Origin of the sequence: Psychrobacter sp. P11F6, from assembly GCF_001435295.1 — a bacterium.
Classification (GTDB): domain Bacteria; phylum Pseudomonadota; class Gammaproteobacteria; order Pseudomonadales; family Moraxellaceae; genus Psychrobacter.
In genome coordinates this window covers 2676821-2693751 of sequence record NZ_CM003594.1, presented here as the reverse complement: position 1 = coordinate 2693751, position 16931 = coordinate 2676821, and the positions used below count along the sequence as shown (strand labels likewise).

General features: G+C 44.2%; 15 protein-coding genes. 3 read left to right on the top strand and 12 right to left on the bottom strand.

Going from position 1 to position 16931, the window contains the following annotated elements:
• Positions 1–73: 73 nt before the first annotated feature.
• From AK822_RS11065 to uraD, 7 genes are all read right to left on the bottom strand, one after another.
• Positions 74–349, bottom strand: a complete 276-nt coding sequence (locus tag AK822_RS11065) for a Trp family transcriptional regulator (RefSeq protein ID WP_060491683.1) — start codon at positions 347–349, stop codon at positions 74–76.
• 241 nt (positions 350–590) lie between these two features.
• Positions 591–1139 (bottom strand): ureidoglycolate lyase, encoded by a 549-nt coding sequence (locus tag AK822_RS11060; protein WP_228139019.1) that lies wholly within the window; start codon positions 1137–1139, stop codon positions 591–593.
• A gap of 184 nt (positions 1140–1323) precedes the next feature.
• Positions 1324–2160 (bottom strand): bifunctional allantoicase/(S)-ureidoglycine aminohydrolase, encoded by an 837-nt coding sequence (locus AK822_RS11055; protein WP_055124612.1) that lies wholly within the window; start codon positions 2158–2160, stop codon positions 1324–1326.
• A gap of 55 nt (positions 2161–2215) precedes the next feature.
• Entirely contained in the window at positions 2216–3196 is a 981-nt protein-coding gene (gene puuE / locus AK822_RS11050; RefSeq protein WP_060491682.1) for an allantoinase PuuE, read from the bottom strand.
• Between the two features lie 110 nt (positions 3197–3306).
• On the bottom strand, positions 3307–4629 hold the full coding sequence (locus AK822_RS11045; protein ID WP_060491681.1) for a urate hydroxylase PuuD: 1323 nt from the start codon (positions 4627–4629) through the stop codon (positions 3307–3309).
• Between the two features lie 113 nt (positions 4630–4742).
• A complete protein-coding gene (uraH, locus tag AK822_RS11040; protein WP_060491680.1) occupies positions 4743–5111 on the bottom strand; it encodes a hydroxyisourate hydrolase in 369 nt (122 codons plus the stop codon).
• Between the two features lie 42 nt (positions 5112–5153).
• On the bottom strand, positions 5154–5675 hold the full coding sequence (gene uraD / locus AK822_RS11035; protein WP_060491679.1) for a 2-oxo-4-hydroxy-4-carboxy-5-ureidoimidazoline decarboxylase: 522 nt from the start codon (positions 5673–5675) through the stop codon (positions 5154–5156).
• A 255-nt stretch (positions 5676–5930) separates the two neighbouring features.
• On the opposite strand from uraD, the gene AK822_RS11030 reads away from it, so the two are divergent.
• A complete protein-coding gene (locus AK822_RS11030) occupies positions 5931–6596 on the top strand; it encodes a TetR/AcrR family transcriptional regulator (RefSeq protein WP_055124609.1) in 666 nt (221 codons plus the stop codon).
• A gap of 150 nt (positions 6597–6746) precedes the next feature.
• Here the strand turns inward: AK822_RS11030 and AK822_RS11025 are convergent, their stop codons facing one another.
• Positions 6747–8156 carry a uracil-xanthine permease family protein gene (locus tag AK822_RS11025; protein ID WP_060491678.1) on the bottom strand — a complete coding sequence of 470 codons (1410 nt, stop codon included), beginning with the start codon at positions 8154–8156 and terminating at the stop codon, positions 6747–6749.
• Positions 8157–8812: 656 nt separating this feature from the next.
• On the opposite strand from AK822_RS11025, the gene AK822_RS11020 reads away from it, so the two are divergent.
• Positions 8813–10882 carry a TonB-dependent receptor domain-containing protein gene (locus AK822_RS11020; RefSeq protein ID WP_060491677.1) on the top strand — a complete coding sequence of 690 codons (2070 nt, stop codon included), beginning with the start codon at positions 8813–8815 and terminating at the stop codon, positions 10880–10882.
• 167 nt (positions 10883–11049) lie between these two features.
• Positions 11050–12423: a PepSY-associated TM helix domain-containing protein gene (locus AK822_RS11015; RefSeq protein ID WP_060492286.1), complete on the top strand. Its 1374-nt coding sequence runs from the start codon at positions 11050–11052 to the stop codon at positions 12421–12423.
• A 39-nt stretch (positions 12424–12462) separates the two neighbouring features.
• Here the strand turns inward: AK822_RS11015 and AK822_RS11010 are convergent, their stop codons facing one another.
• The 4 genes from AK822_RS11010 to AK822_RS10995 form a co-directional block, all read right to left on the bottom strand.
• Entirely contained in the window at positions 12463–13233 is a 771-nt protein-coding gene (locus AK822_RS11010) for an iron ABC transporter ATP-binding protein (RefSeq protein WP_060491676.1), read from the bottom strand.
• 100 nt (positions 13234–13333) lie between these two features.
• Positions 13334–14395 (bottom strand): iron chelate uptake ABC transporter family permease subunit, encoded by a 1062-nt coding sequence (locus AK822_RS11005; RefSeq protein WP_087945639.1) that lies wholly within the window; start codon positions 14393–14395, stop codon positions 13334–13336.
• Positions 14396–14511: 116 nt separating this feature from the next.
• The gene (locus AK822_RS11000) at positions 14512–15612 is read right to left on the bottom strand and encodes an ABC transporter permease (protein WP_157292412.1); all 1101 of its coding nucleotides are present in this window, start codon (positions 15610–15612) and stop codon (positions 14512–14514) included.
• A 117-nt stretch (positions 15613–15729) separates the two neighbouring features.
• On the bottom strand, positions 15730–16779 hold the full coding sequence (locus tag AK822_RS10995) for a siderophore ABC transporter substrate-binding protein (protein ID WP_060491675.1): 1050 nt from the start codon (positions 16777–16779) through the stop codon (positions 15730–15732).
• Positions 16780–16931 lie beyond the last annotated feature (152 nt).

Sequence of the window (16931 nt, the reverse complement as noted above, 5' to 3'; positions counted from 1 at the left end):
AGTAAGACAAATTAAAGTTCTAGTTTCTAATTAATTAGGCGGCCTTTTCAGATGTGTCTTTCATGAATGTTTTCTATGAGTCATGTCTATGAGTAATTAGTAAGGCACTCACATCGTGAACTTGCATGGCTTTGGCGCCGCGCGAGACGGTAGCAATACCGACACCTAGCTGCTCAGATATCTCGCGCTGGGTGACACCGCGCTCCAGTAAGTCAAAAATGCGGATACGATTCGTAATTTCCTGCTGCTCTTTTTCCGTCAATAGCGCACTGAATAGTAGGTCGATAGCGGTGCTGTCATGACAACTGGCTAAATGGCTTAATAAGCTTTGATAAGGGTCTGTGCTCATAACATTCATCTTAATGGAAAAGAAAAGGGAAGCTTACTTCGTTTCAGTATTCTAGTACGATAGTACATAAAAGGCAAGTAGCCTATGTAGATGTTTTGCTACTGCTGTTAAATGGGCACTGTGTTTTGGAAAATGATTATTTATATAGGATGGATCCTACATTCATAAACATAAAGCCAGCTAATCTTTATTAACTGGCTTTATGTTTATAAATGGCTAACAGCTCGTTTACAGACCCTAATTAAACGGAAGAGTGCTCACTGGCAAGTTCAATTTGCACCTGCCAATCCTCTATATCAAGCTCATAACAGTTTTTGCCTTCGCCATTGATACGATCTATCACCAAAAAATCAGAGTCGCGACCGAGGGCAAGTAACGGATGATGCCAGACATTGGCATCGTATTGCACACCTTGATGAGATTGGACATAAAACACGGTCAAATCAGCCGCAGACTGTGGCGGCGCACCAGCAGGTGCAACGATGACGATATAATCCTGACCATTCATCGAAAAGAACGCTTGCGTGCCAAACGGATGATATTCCATGACCGATAAGGCAATAGGGAATTCACGTTTTTTGGCGCGAAAGATACTCATGCCGACATCGCCGCCGTCAAGTTTGGCTTTAGCGATGGCGTGATGGCGACAGGCATAGCCTTTATTGATATGGTAGCTATTTTCAGGCGTCTGTGCTTCCTTGTCATAGGGTTCGATTACAGTGCCGTAGGGCGCAAACTCAGCTTTGGTTAAAGGTCTTGCAACGATCGTAGTCTTCATAAGAGTACTCATGACTTTGCCTTACTTTTGGTGATCACTGTTTATAATTGCTATGAGCCACTTTGCCATAAGCCCGTACGCGAATTAAATCAACATCTGGGAATAAATGACATATTCGAATGAACGATTATGCCGCTATATTGCTCATCGTTCTGAATGCTTTGTTGTTCTGATTATTATTGTTATTGCGCAGGGTTTATCGTGCTGGGCGAATAAACGGCATATGACGATTCACGTCTTTGTATAGTAAGTATCTAAATGGACCAGGTCCGCCAGCGTAACAAGATTGTGGGCAAAATGCGCGTAGCCACATAAAGTCGCCCGCTTCCACTTCTACCCATTCACCATTTAAGTGATAGACCGCTTTACCTTCTAGGACATACAAACCATGTTCCATCACATGAGTTTCATCAAATGGAATCACGCCACCTGGTTGGAAAGTGACGATATTCACATGCATGTCGTGACGCATATCAGACTGCTCGGTAAATCTGGTGGTTGCCCATACGCCATCAGTACCCGGCATCTCAATCGCTTCAACATCGTGATCGCTAGTAACAAAGGCTTCAGGCACATCAATTCCTTCACAGTGTTGATAAGCTTTACGAATCCAATGGAATTTAACGTGCTTGTCGCTATTGTTTTTTATCGTCCATTTGCAGCCGGGTGGTAAGAATGCATAACCGCCCGCTTCAAGATGATGCGACACGCCTTCGATAGTCATGTCCATTTCACCTTCAACGATGAATATAACACCTTCAGCGTTTGCATCTAGCTCAGGCTTTTCTGAGCCGCCATTAGGCTCAACTTCGACGATATACTGTGAAAAAGTCTCAGAGAAACCTGAAAGTGGGCGTGCAAGCACCCACATGCGCATACCTGTCCAAAACGGCAGGTAGCTAATAACAATATCGGTTAGCACACGTTTAGGAATAATGGCATAAGCTTCGGTGAAGATAGCGCGATCAGATAGCAGTTGTGTTTGTGGAGGCAATCCGCCAGTTGGTGCGTAATATGTACTCTTTGTTGACATCGTTGATGTTCCTTAGTGGTGTTGTGCCGCAATAAATTTGTGTCTAAACGTATGGTTACATCCAGTTCGCAGTGTTATCGGCAGTGGCTGGATGGTTTTTATACCAGTGTTTGGCAATGTCATCACGGCGGCATACCCACACATCGGGCTTGCTGGTGATATATTGCAAAAACTTTTTGAGGGCGATGATGCGACCGGCGCGACCAATGATGCGGCAATGCAAACCGATGGTCAGCATCTTGGGTGTGTGTGCGCCTTCTTCGTATAAGGTATCGAAGCTGTCTTTTAAATATTGATAAAAAGGCTCGGCGTTGGTAAAGCCTGGGCTTGAGGTAAAGCGCATGTCATTGGTCTCTAAGGTATAGGGAATGACCAAATGCGGCTTACGAGCGATTTTATTACCGTCTTCTACTTTGACATTGAGCCAGTAAGGGAGTTCATCCGCGTAAGAGTCTGAGTCATAAATATAGCCACCTTGTTCGGCGACCAACTCACGAGTATTGGGGCTATCTCGTCCCGTGTACCAACCGAGCGGCTGACCGCCGATCATGCTCTCGAATATTTCAGTGGCACGGCGCACATGCTCGCGCTCGGTCTCGCGGTACATATTTTGATAAGTAATCCAGCGTAGACCGTGACTGGCGATTTCGTGCCCATCTTCTAATATGCGCTCGATAATATGCGGCGTTTTTTCGGCAGCAGCAGCGCAAGTGAAGGTCGTAATAGGCAAACCGTATTCTTTAAAAGTGTCTAATACTCGCCAAACACCCACACGGCTACCATACTCAAATGCCGACTCAATCGACTGATGACGATTGTTAAACTCTGGCGTACCTAAGACATCCGATAAAAACCGCTCTGATTGACCGTCACCATGAATCACGCTATTTTCTGCGCCTTCTTCGATATTGAGGACGAACTGTACAGCGATTTTAGCGCCGCCTGGCCAGTTGGCTTTTGGCGGCTTGTCAGTATAGCCTTTTAAGTCGCGAGGGTAGGCGTCTTGATTGAAATCGCTGATTATTTTTTTACTCATTGTCCATATATCCTAAATATTTTAAAGCAACTTAAGTCAACTAAAGCAAAATAAGGCGTAACTTTGGATTCATGTAATATTTATCTACGGCCTTTATCTACGACCTTTATCTATAAGCCCGATGCGTAAGCCACCATTTGCTGACGTTCTTCATCCGTCAATTTTGTGAGATTACCCAGTGGCATATAGCCTGTTTGTACAGCAGTGACGATTTTTGCTTTATGAGTTTTCATGTCGGTTGGTGTCTGCAAGATGATACCAGCTGGCGGCGCGGCAAATCCTTGCTGAGTAGGCTGAGCGGCATGGCACGTGCTACAGCGCGTGTGCACGACATCCATAATGGCATCGTCAGCAGAAGCAGTTACTGGCACGACGTCGGCAGTGATATTTTCATTTGAGACAGCGTCATTGCTTATACTAGAACCGTCGACTGCGCTATCAGTTGTTAGTGGTACACTATCTGGTGTCGCCGTTTCAGCAGCGGCTGCAGCATTGACAGCAGGTAATGGCTCAATTGGTTCTGGGCGCATCCAAATAATTAATAATACGGTTAAGACAGCAGGGATGACCAAATAACGCGGCTTATGATTGTCCAAATGCTTTTGGTTAAAATAGTGACGTACAATAGCCGTGATGATACCCACAAATACCAATACCAACCAGCCGTGAGCATGAGAGTACATCATCGGGTAATGATTGCTAATCATGGTAAAGATCAGTGGTAAGGTAAAATAGTTGTTCATCAGCGAGCGGTTTTTTGCTTGTAGTGCCAAGTCCGCTACTTCTTTGCCTGGTTTTTCACCACGCCTCACGCATTCTACCAGCGCTCGTTGCGCAGGCATGATGCCAAAGAACACATTACCTGCCATCACAGTACCTAAGATAGCACCGATATGAATGAACGAAGCACGGTCACTAAATAGCTGATAAGAACCCCAGCAGGCGATGATTAATAGGATAAAAATAATGGTGCTAAAAATGAAGGAGTTTTTGCCTAAATGGCTGCGGACAATCACTTCATAAATGAAATAACTGCCGAATAAAAATAACAAACTGGTCGAGATGGCACCGATACTACTACCAAAATCGACTTTGCTGGGATCAATCAAGTAGGCAGTTGCATTGGCATAGTAGACGATAGAGAGCATCGCCATACCCGTCAGCCAAGTGGTATAAGCTTCCCATTTAAACCAGTGCAGGGTCTTTGGCATCTCTTCGGGTTCAAGCTTGTATTTGGCAATTTCATAAAAGCCGCCACCATGTACCGCCCATAGGTCGCCTGAAATGCCTTTGTCAGCCTTCCACTGTGGTGGTTTACGTAAACTAAGATCTAGCCAAACAAAGTAAAAAGACGCACCAATCCAGGCCACACCAGCGATGACGTGGAACCAGCGAAAAAATAAGTTAAACCAATCGAGATAATAAGCGCCCATGTTGCAAATGTCCTTTTTACAATTTTCTTTTGTTCAGCTTTTTTCAATCTTTCGACGCGTTTTGCTATGGCGACGTTCTTTTATGATGTGTTTTTATATAGTGATGTCAAAAACTAAGAGCCGCGATACGTGCTGTAGCCATGTGCGCTAAGCAGTAGCGGTACATGATAGTGACCGTTATCACTTATCATAAAATCGATGACAACTTGTGGATAAAAAGCCGTGAGATTTTGTTCATCGAAATAAGACTGCGTATCAAAGGTTAAGGTATAACGACCAACATCTAAGTGATATTCGGCAATATCAATCGTTGGGTCAAACGACCAGCTATCTGGTGCCACGCGTCCATCCGCGTTGGTGACGCCATTGGCTAATAGAGATGCCTCGCCAGTTGCGCTTACGCGATCTAGCGTCACGGCAATACCAGCGGCTGGTTTGCCCAAATGGGTATCTAAAATGTGTGATGAGAGAGTACCTGACATAATAATTCCTTTTATGTAAATGAGTCAGATGGGCTGAATGCGTTAAGCGTCACTCAGCAGTTTCTGTAAACGTAAGCGGGTGATTTTATTTTGCTCAGCCGCCGCATTGACCAGCTCAGTAGCGCGATCATTGGGCAAGCGTGCTAACAATAAATCGAGCATTTGCTGCGCGCTCTTACCAGTGGCAAATACGATAAAGATAAAGCCAAATTTATCAAGGTAATCTTGATTGCCTTGAGCCAAAGCTTCAATCACCTCGTCATTGGCATCATTAGCACCCGACTGCTCATGGGCAGCACTGTCTTGCGTGTTGCGGTATTTTTCTTTTAACGAGTCGACGTTGCCGATTTGTGGATGACCATCAAAAGCCTCTAGTAACTGGGCTTCTGCTGTCCGTGCTTGTGCCCAAGCATCATCACTATGAGCAAGTAATGTAGATATATCAGCAAAAGGACGTTTTTTTTCTAAAGTCTGCGCCCAATGGGTGCTGGTACAGCAGGTCAATAGATGTGAAATTGCCTCAGCTGTTGAGAGCTCATTAAACTGCTGTAAAGATAGTTTCACAATGACATCCTTTTCTTTGCTGACAAAAGCAGTGGAGTAGCATCTCTCGATAACATCTCATGCTAAAGTAGTATTTATCGATTAATAATTGGTTTACTATGAGCTATTCTGCTTAAACCTGACCATTTGGTCAACTACTTTATGCAAAATATTTTATTTAGACTGGTGATATTTCATAAAAATTAGCATATGAATCCAGTTATTGGCTGGGATATGGCTCTTTATTCATCACAATAATGACAGGTAACATTTATCATGGCTCAACATAACGATATAGAACCACAAGCCGCGTCTGACGCGCCTGTACAGCGCAATCAGCAAGATATCCGCGCCCACAATCAAACCGTCATTTTGGCGGCGGCAGAAGAGGAGTTCGTGCTGCAAGGTTTTCGCGGTGCGACGATGCAAGGTATTGCCGATAGAGCCGAGCTGCCAAAGGCCAACGTGCATTACTACTTTAAGAATAAAAAAAATCTGTACCAAGCCGTGCTGCATTCTATTATTCAAGAGTGGAACGATGGCTTGGTTGCTATGAGTGTCGATAGTGACCCTAAAACGGTCATCGAAAAGTTTGTCCGTACCAAATTGCATCAAGCGTTTGCTCATCCCAATCGCCATAAATTGTTTGCGCTGGAAGTCATCGGCGGTGCCCCGCATCTGCATGAATTTATGTCGGCGACCATGAAGGCGTGGGCGCTAGACAAGGCACAAGTAATGAAAACTTGGCATGAGCAAGGCAAAATTGGCATCGCTGATCCTTTACAGCTATTGATTTTGATTTGGGCAACGACGCAGCGATATGCAGAATTTGAGACAGAAATTGTCGGTTTGATGGAAAAGAGTGAGTACGATCAGCAGGATGAAGCGCGGGCGGCAGACTTTTTAGTGCCGTTTATTTTGCGTGGCTGTGGTCTTGAGTAATGCTTATGTATTATTATTTTACGTCTATAACATGCCATTAATACGAAAGCATTCTGAATGTTTTCGTATTAAGGCGCGCTAAAAGAGTCAATTTTCAGAACTAGAACAGCAATGCTGATTGGTAAAGAATTTGACTATTCTAACGTACGTTTAAGAAGCCTTTTGTCTAAGAGGCTTTAGACCGTCATCCAGATGTTGTTCTACCGTATCAAATTCGACACCGTAGTTTTTGGGCAAAATCATATCGAGAGTAATGGCCACAATACCTGACATAGTAACCGCCGAACCAAAGATATTACGGAAAAGCTGCGGCGCCTGTGCGAATACATCAGGAACAAAAGCCACGCCCATAGACAGACCTAGCGAAGTGGCAATGATTAAGATATTGCGATGGGTAAAGTTGACCGTTGATAGGATGCGAATACCAGCGGTCGCTACCGTTGCAAACATCAATAACGTCACACCGCCAACGACTGGTTTTGGCAATTGGGTAAAGATAGCACCCAAAATAGGAAATAGCCCCATAGTGAACAAGATAGCCCCAACATAGAAGCCCACATAGCGACTGGCAATACCGGTCATCTGAATCACGCCGTTGTTTTGGCTAAAAGTCGTCACTGGGAACGTGTTAAACACCGCCGCAATTAATGAGTTGACACCGTCTCCCAATACGCCACCTTTAATACGTTTCTCGTATAAAGGTCCTTTGATGGGTTCGCCCGATATCATCGAAGTCGCCGTCAAATCACCAGAGGTTTCAATACTGGTAATGACATACATAAAGGCGATAGGAATAAAAGCCTGCCAATCAAACCCAAAGCCAAACTTGAATGGCACAGGTAGCGTAAAGATAGGGGCATCAGAGACCAAAGAGAAATCAATACGTCCCATAAGAATGGCTGCGATCAGACCAAGCATCAACCCTATAAAAATAGCACTGGAGCGAATGACTTTATTATTAACAATACTAATCAATACCACACTGATCAAGACTCCGCCACCGAGCAGCAGATTCTGTATACTCCCGAAATCTTCAGCGCCCACGCCGCCTGCCAAATCCGTCAGACCAACCTTGGTTAATGACAGACCGATGGTCACAATCACACAACCCGTCACGATAGGGCTCATCAGAGATTTGAGTCTGGTGATGAATTGACTTAAGAAAATCTCAACGAAGGCACCAAGAAAGGAGACGCCAAAGATAACAGAGAGAATCTCCTCCGGACTCCCGCCTTTGTTTTTTACCACAAAACCTGCCGCCAATACCGCGGCCAAGAAGCCAAAACTGGTTCCTTGTAATGCCATAAGACCTGAACCTACTGGTCCAACTTTATGCGTCTGAATAAAGGTAGCGACCCCTGATACCATCAATGACATGCTGATGAGATAAGGGATATGTTCCCCCAAACCCAAGACGCCGCCTATGATTAATGAGGGGGTGATGATACCGACAAAGCTGGCAAGTACGTGTTGTACTGCGCCCAAAAAGGCTTTTGTAGGGGTAGGGCGGTCATGCAATCCGTATAGTAAATCGGGGTTCCCTTGAATGTGTTCGCTCATCTTGGCTTCCTCCTAAAGTGACTTTTAGTCCAAGCTCTGTGGAGAGCGCTAAGCAGTGTGATGAATTTAGAGATGGATATCGACACACCGTTTATCTTCATATTACTTAGTTGTCTCACAAAGAGTCGCACTTATCCTTGTGCTAATAAATATCAGCAGCTAGCTATTATTTATTAATATGACTAATAGTCGTAGGTTTAAACCTGACTAATTGGTCAACTATCTAAGGGTATAGTGAAAGGGTTGGCTATTGCAACGTTTTTTTTCATGTTGATGGCTTTATTTCTTAAATAATAACAGTCTATTAGACGAACATAGCGCAGCGGATTTGGTTTGCTCGCTATTTCTACTCGTCTAAAAACAGTAAGCAACAAAACGGAATAAGTCAGCCAGATTTAGCGCTATTTTTTAATATTAAATTTCTCGCATTAATTATTGCCAAATTGTTAGTACTTCGTTATTATGCCTCTCACTATTAAAATGCTAATAATTATCATTAACATTGTTATTCGTATGAGAGACTTTGGCTTTGTCAAGACTCCAATCGTCTAAAAAATGGTTTTCAATAATAAGCGGTGCAACTGCCACAAGCTGTGCTCAACAGTAAATAGCTCTTAAAAATTCTAATTTGTGATAGTCAATAAGGTGAGTGTGTTATGCGTGAAGTAAAGTTATCAAAACTATCTAGTCAAATGACGGTATTGTCCATGGGCGTGGCAGCGGTATTATGGTCACAAGCAGTCAGTGCAGCACCTGCAGAAGACATGCCAAGCACCACGTTGCAGACCATTACGGTGACAGCCAATAGCTCAGTACGTGATAAAGTGCAAACCGATTCTGTTTACATAGAAGACTATACGCCAGCGCAGCAAGCCAGCCATTTAAGCGATTTTTTGAATGTCGTTCCTGGGGTTACGGTAGGTGGTACCTCAGCGGTCAATCAGCGTATTCGTATTCGTGGTCTTGAAGACAGCAACCTAAAAGTCACTATCGATGGGGCGCGTCAAGAAGGCAAACTTTTTTATCATATGGGTGACATTACTATTGACCCTGATTTGCTGAAGCAAGCAGATGTCTCAGTCGGTAATAACTCAGTGACGCTAGGAAATGATGCCATTGGCGGGGCGGTGGCCTTTAAAACCGTTGATGCAGTGGATTTGCTGCAACCGGGTCAAAGAATAGGGGCTAAAGTTCACGCAGGCTATGCTAGTAATAATGACGAGCTACTAACGTCAACGACTGTATATGCCGCACCAACGGACAATGTTGACTTACTGGCTTACTATGGCAAGCGTGATAGCGATTCTGGCGAAGATGGTAACGGTCGTGAGCTGTTTGAAGACAGTAAAACTGAAAGCATCTTATTAAAGGCGGGTGCTTATATTGCGGATGACCATCATATTGGCGCAAATTTCAGCCAAACTGAAAAGAAAGGTATTTTCCCATTCCGTCCAGACTTCCCTAGCCGCTCTGAGCCTCCAATTCCGCAACAGGTGAAGCGCGATACTTATGGTATTGATTATAGCTTTAATCCTAGCAACCCACTGATTGATGTAGATACCAACGTGTATCAAACCAAAACCCGCATTTTGCGCGATTCTGATTATATCAATGATCCAGGTTTTGATTTTAACGCTGAAGTTCAAACCACAGGCGCAAAAATCCAAAACACCAGTGACATTGCTACGAATGTTGGCACACACAAGCTTATCTCTGGGATTGAGCACTACAAAAAAGAATCGGAGATGGAGCGCGACTTCGTCAAAGCAGGGTCAGACGAGGCAACCAATACATCAGTATATCTAGAAGACCAATGGAAAAATGGTAAGCTCACTTTAACACCTGGTGTGCGTTATGACCGCTACAAATCTCCTGAGTTTATCTCTGGTGGCAAAACCTATGATAATGTCGTTGGTGCACTTGCCGCAAGCTATGAGATTGCACCATTGACGCAAGTATTTGCCAGCTACACGCAGTTATTTAATGGTCCTGACTTAAGCCAAACCATTTTTAATTCAAATGGTGACAAAACTTACGTTAATAATGACTTAAAAGCAGAAGAAGGGTCTAACGCTGAAGTAGGTATCGTTACAACGTTACGCGATCTAACGGTAGCCGGTGATGCACTACAACTAAGCGGTAAGTACTTTGAAACTGATATCGAAAACTACATCGAATTTGTTCGTTCCGGCGGAACTCGCGTTGGCTTAGACTGTGTCACTGGACAATTAGGTGGTGAATGTCAAGGCGTCATCAATAAAGATGAAGATTTTAAAATTAAAGGGGTTGAGCTCGCTGCCGACTATAAAATGAATAACTTTAGTATGGGTTTGAGCTATTCACGCGCACGCAGCGAAGGTGAAAAAACGGGCTACAGCATTCCTTCAGTGACTGGAAGCAGCTCAGAATCAGGCGATAAATATATGGTCAATCTGGCTTATGCCCCAACAGAGACCACAGATATCGGCTGGCGCAGTACGTATGTTGCTTCAGTGATGCCGAATACGTCTGAATATGAGATTGAAAAACCAAGCTATAATGTTCATGATATTTTTATGAACTATTCGCCAAAACAAGTTGATGGATTAAAAGCCACGCTTGGCGTTTATAATCTTTTTGATGAAGCTTATGCGAGCCACTCATCTCGTCTAAATCCGATTGATGATGTTGCTACTGACTTTGAGAAAGGTCGTAATATCAAAGCGTCATTGACGTATCAGTTCTAATCTTATTGTCACTTGATGATAGATGAAAGGGCCAGCTGTCTGTATAGGATAGCTGGCTTTTTTATGGTCAGTAAATGGCGAAGCATGTGATAGCAATTACAACTTTTTTTAAATACCAATAAAAATAACCAATGAATAAAGAAACGATGAATAAAAAACCAATACTAATGACTTCATTTCCCCCTACGTTGCGTCAGAGCTGTTTATGGATTCATCGTTATACTGGGCTTGCGATGGCCGCCTTTTTGATCATTGCTGGTATCACGGGCACGCTATTGGCGTTTCATGATGAGCTCGATGATGTGTTTAATCACAAGCTGGCAAATATTGAGGCGCAACACAAGCCGCCACTACCGATCGCCACACTGCATGATGCTGTCATCAGTGCCTATCCACAGTATCAATTTTCTAGTATGCCAACGTCAGTAGAGCCTAACAAATCAGCGGTTTTTTCGGTAGATAGAGTCCGAGGTGAAAGCGCCAAAAATCAGCCCAAAGCGCCATTTCAAGAGGTCTATGTCAATCCCTTTACGAGTGAAATCATCGGTACGCGTGATAAAGAGGAGTGGGCATGGCGCAATACGATGTACAAGGTATTTTGGTTGCACCGAGATTTATTGCTAGGTGATATCGGCAAATTAATACTGGGTATCGTGTCTTTAATCTGGACGATTAATTGTTTCATCGGATTCTATTTAACCTTTCCAAGAGCAGTTAGCGCCAATAAATCTCAACAATCCGCATTGAGAAAATCATCTGACAAACCCCGCGCTTCATTTTTTAAACGCTGGCTACCTGCTTGGAAAATCCGCCGAAAAACCAATACTTTTAAGCTCAATTATGACATGCATCATGCGTTTGGCTTATGGCTCTGGCTCATATTGTTTGTCATTGCGTGGTCGAGTGTTGGTTTTAATTTAAAATCGGTATATCAGCCTGTAATGCAAGCGCTGGTAGGACTTGAAGGTAGAGATGAAGGCAAAGGAAATAAACAAAATAAGCCTGCGATAAACACTGAATCTAGTAGTGATGAGGCGACTACTATTGGCACTAATATGAACAGTACTAATAAGGTAGACAAGGCTAATAGTATTGCTTATTTAAGCAGGCAAGCAGAGATCGCCGCACAAAAAAATGGCGTCGACGTCCAGCAGCTATTGGGAGTGCGTTGGGTAGAAGAGGACAATCAATGGCAAATGCGCTTTAAAACCAATAAAGATATCGGTAAAAAAGGCGGTGCGTCATCTATCACGGTTGACGCCGCAACAGGCAATATCGAGCGTATTAATTTTGGGTATCAAAGCTCATTTGGTAATCAAGCTGATCAATGGATGGCAACGCTACACATGGGACATATCAGCCATGGCGTAGTTCATTTGTTGTATCAAATATTTTTAGCATTGACGGGGTTAGCCGTGGCGGTCTTATCTGGCACAGGTGTGTATTTATGGGTCAAAGGGCGTCAAAGTCGGTTAAAGCAAAGGCAAAAATTGACGGTTAAAGACAACTCTTTGAAGCGATTACGCGAAACCAGCCATTAACAATCAGCTATAAAAAATGGGCTATAGAACACACTGTACTTAAACCGCATCGACAATCACTGGGCGACCTTGATGACTGAGCACGGTAACATCGACGTTATACAGATCCTTCATGGTTGTTTGGGTGATGACCTCTGCAGGTTGACCGACAGCCATTACCTGACCCTCTTTCATAGTGACCACGGTATCGGCGAACTGCGCAGCTTGATTGATATCGTGCAACACAATGACCACGGTTTTTTGCTGAGTATGGCTTAACTCACGCAGCTCACGCATCAAGCGCCCAGCATGATACATATCCAAATTATTGAGCGGCTCATCGAGTAATAAATACGGCGTATCTTGGCAAACAATCATCGCAATTAACACCCGCTGACGCTGACCACCCGATAGTGTCGATAAAAAACGCTCGGCTAATGGCGCAAGCTCAAAACGTTCGATAATTTCTTGCACTTTTTGCTGATCATCAGTCGTCGGCTGTCCTTGATGATAAGGATAGCGCCCAAACATCAGCAGCTCATGCACGCGCAGTCGCCCTTGTACTTGGTTGTCTTGTCCAAGCATCGCCACAGTTTTGGACAAGGTTCGCGCATGACAGCTAACAATATCACGTTCCTCATTATCTATAGCGAAACTGACCTGTCCCGACTGTAGCGGTTGCAAGCGCGCCATGACCGAAAACAAGGTGGATTTACCCGCGCCATTGGGGCCAATCAAGGCGATCACTTGGGCGCTTGGTAATGACAACGTAATGTTATGAAGAATTTGCTGTTTGCCAATATGGTGCGAGATGTTATTGAGTTTAATCATAATGGTTCTTATTTTTACAAAGGATCTGATTTTTGATTACTATATCAATGGTTTTTAGATGATTGGCTACTAGGTTAATGGTTACTAAATAAGCGCGATATTAACGACGCTGAGTCATAAAAATCAATATTAAGAATACCAAGCCACCAGCCAATTCAATGACGACCGATAGCACACCCGCCATGCCCAATAGTTGCTCAAATATCGTCTGACCGAGTACCAAGCAAATCATCGCCACCAAACTGACCAATATCAGACGCTCGCTGTGATACATATGCCGAGCGATACGATTGGTTAGCGCACAAACCAACAGCCCAAAGAAAGTCACTGGACCGACCAATGAGGTTGCCGTGGCGACCAATACCGCAATGACCGTTAATAGCCCAAATGCCAAGCGTTGATAGTTAATACCGAGGTTAATGGCTTGTGATTTGCCAAGCATCAATACGTCACATTGATAACGCCAGCGCCAGATAAAAAGTGCGCTAATGGCACAGATAACAATGCTGATACCAAGCAGCTGCGGATTGACCGTATTAAATTGCGCGTAACTGGCAGATTGTACGACGACGAAATCATCAGGATTGATCAATCTGGCAATCAGGGCTGATAAGCTACGAAACAAGACCCCAAAGATAACGCCCACCAATATTAGTCGCGTCAGATCCTGACTGCTTTTTGAAAACAGCAGCTTAAATAATAATAATGACGCGCCAAACATTAAAACAATTTCAAGGGTGAATTTGGCAAGAGGATTGATACTGGTAAAACTTATTGCGCCCAAAAAGAAAACCAACAGGCTTTGTAATAAAACGTATAGCGAGTCAAAACCCAATAGTGATGGCGTCAGAATAGGGTTGTGCGTCAAAGTCTGAAACAATAAGGTCGATACGCCAATCGCATACCCGACCACCATTAACGCCAGTAACTTTTTACCTCGCAGCGGTAGCGCAAAGTCCCAATGGCCGTTGACATTGACTGTCAAAAATAGGATGGTTGAGATCAGCAATATGATAGCGGCAATGGATTTTGGGTGATTGACTATAAATGTCCAGAGTCGCGCAACACAACTTTGTCTAAAAGTAGTTTTGTCGTTATTTTCTGAAGCACTGTTATCTATAGTGTTATTGGCTGTGGCGCTAGGCTTAGACGGTGAAAACATGCGTAAATCCTATAGTGCTAGGCTTATCTAATCAGACAAAACAACGATAAAAGAGAGAGAAGAGGCAAAGAGGTTTGATCAGTCGTTATGAATAAAAAACTTTATAGCGAGTTATTTTATTGTTCAGCAGGCGCACGTAATAATAGCCATAAAAACAGTACCGTACCAACAACCCCAAAAACCGTCGCCACAGGCACTTCAAATGGATAGCGTATCGAGCGTCCAATAATATCGCACAATAGCACTGCCGAAGCGCCCAATAATGCCACCGCTGGTAAGCTACGGCGCAATTTATCCCCCATCAATCGGCTGACGATATTAGGCACGACCAAACCAATAAAAGGAATCATGCCAACAGTTACAACGACAACTGCACTCATCATCGCCACCATACCAACGCCAACCCACGTCACTTGTCGTTTGCTGATGCCTAAATTGAGCGCGATATTGTCACCCAAACCGACGATGGTCAGCTTGTCAGCAATGATATACGCCAACACACACAGTCCGCCTGTCAGCCATAACAGCTCGTAACGACCTGCTAAGACGCCAGAGAAATCACCAAATTGCCAAACGCTGAGCATCTGTAACGATTCTGTTTGATAGGCGATAAAGGTCGTTACTGCCTCGATAATGCCGCCAAAGACGATACCAATTAGCGGGATCATCAAAAAATCCGTCGGCGGAATACGATGAATCAGCAGCATAAACAGCATCATGCCAAATACCGCGGCGATGGTAGCCACACCCATCTTGACAATGAGCGCACTGGCTGGAAATAGCAGGCTAACCACCAATAATCCCAGTGCGGCGCTTTGAGTTGCACCGACCATCGATGGCTCAACGAAGCGGTTTTTGAGCACCACTTGAATAATCATCCCAGCAACTGCCATGGAAACACCGGTCAAGATAATAGCGATGGTACGCGGTAGGCGACTTACCAGTAGCAGTGAGCTGTCGGAGTTGGCGCTATGGTTGATAAGGCTGTGAAATATACCTGACCATGAAAAATCAGCCACACCAATTGATAAGCTTAATAACACCAAAAGCCCCATAATAATGAGGCTGCCCGTGTTGATGACCCACGGCGGTATAGAAGTACGGCGATTTTTAGAGCTTAGACCACGGCTTGCGCTTTTTTGCCAACTCGTTGATGCGGCTGGTAAAGTAGGGCGGGCTTTGACGCTGGTCTGCGCACGAGAGGAAAATAACGGCATATCAGCTACTGGCTTAAAGTGAGGGTTGGCAACTGACAGTCATGACAGTTGCCTAAAAACGAATGACGCTTATTTAACATGTTGCTTGTGTAGCATATTGCTTATTTAACGTATTATTTATTTAGCGTTAGCAAAAGCCTCTTTAATGATCGTCAAATCCTGCATCCATTGGTAATAACCGCCAAAGGCAAGGTATGAGTCTGGGCTAAGGTAAACCACTTGATTCTTACTCCATGCGTTGGTTTGCGCGACCAATGGATTGTCCAATACGGCTTTGGCACCAGCACCATCTTCACCAATGGCGGCACTGCGATCGACGACGAATAACCAGTCTGGATTGGTTTTTTGTATGTATTCAAACGAGATTGGCTGACCGTGGCGCGCATCGGCGATTTGGTCATCTGCCATTGGAATATCCAGCACGGTATGGATGAAACCGTAGCGTGATTTGTCGCCGTAGGCAGACAGCTTATTGCCATTGACCATGACCACTAAGCCTTTACCTTTATCTTTGGTTAATGTTTTGGTCTCATCAATGAGCCCATCGATATTGCCTTGCAGTTTCGCTGCTTGAGCACTTTTACCGAACAATGCACCCAAATCATGCAAACGCTGCTTGCTCGATTCATAGATATTTGCAGTATCAATCGTCATGTCGAGCGTTGGCGCAATACTGGACAGCGCATCATATTTTTCTGCCATGCGTGAGCCGACTAAGATAGCTTGCGGCTGCATCGCGTTCAACGCCTCAAGATCTGGCTCAAATACGGTGCCGACAGTTTTTGGTTCAGGCTGTGTCTTAGACTGTAAATTGTCTAATTTTAGACCGCTTGGCATGCCATCGACAGCAACATCAAGCGCGGCCAAATCCTGCATCAATGTCATATCATAGACCACCAACGGCGATGGATTCATTGCCAAGTCGACATTACCTTTTACCGTGTCGACCGTGATTTTTTCAACAGAGACCGCATCGTTATTAGCGACATTCGAGGCATTATCTGCTGTTTGATTTTCAGTCTTAGCGTCCGCGGGCTCGGAGTCGTTAGATTCAGGTGAGCTACAACCTGTCACACTGATCGTAGCAACCAGTGCGGTCATCATAGCAGTCAGCAAAGGGCGTTTGAAAAAAGGAGTAGAGCGGTTAGGCAATAAAATAATAGACATAAATAACTCGGTATATCAGCTGGTTGGACAAAGGATGTATCAAATAATCGGTCATATAAAAGTAAAAAGAACCTCATCGGTATAATGTTTACAATGCTCGACGCTATTACTTCTGACGTTATGATTTTTTATTGGTTGTTTTTACGCTTAGC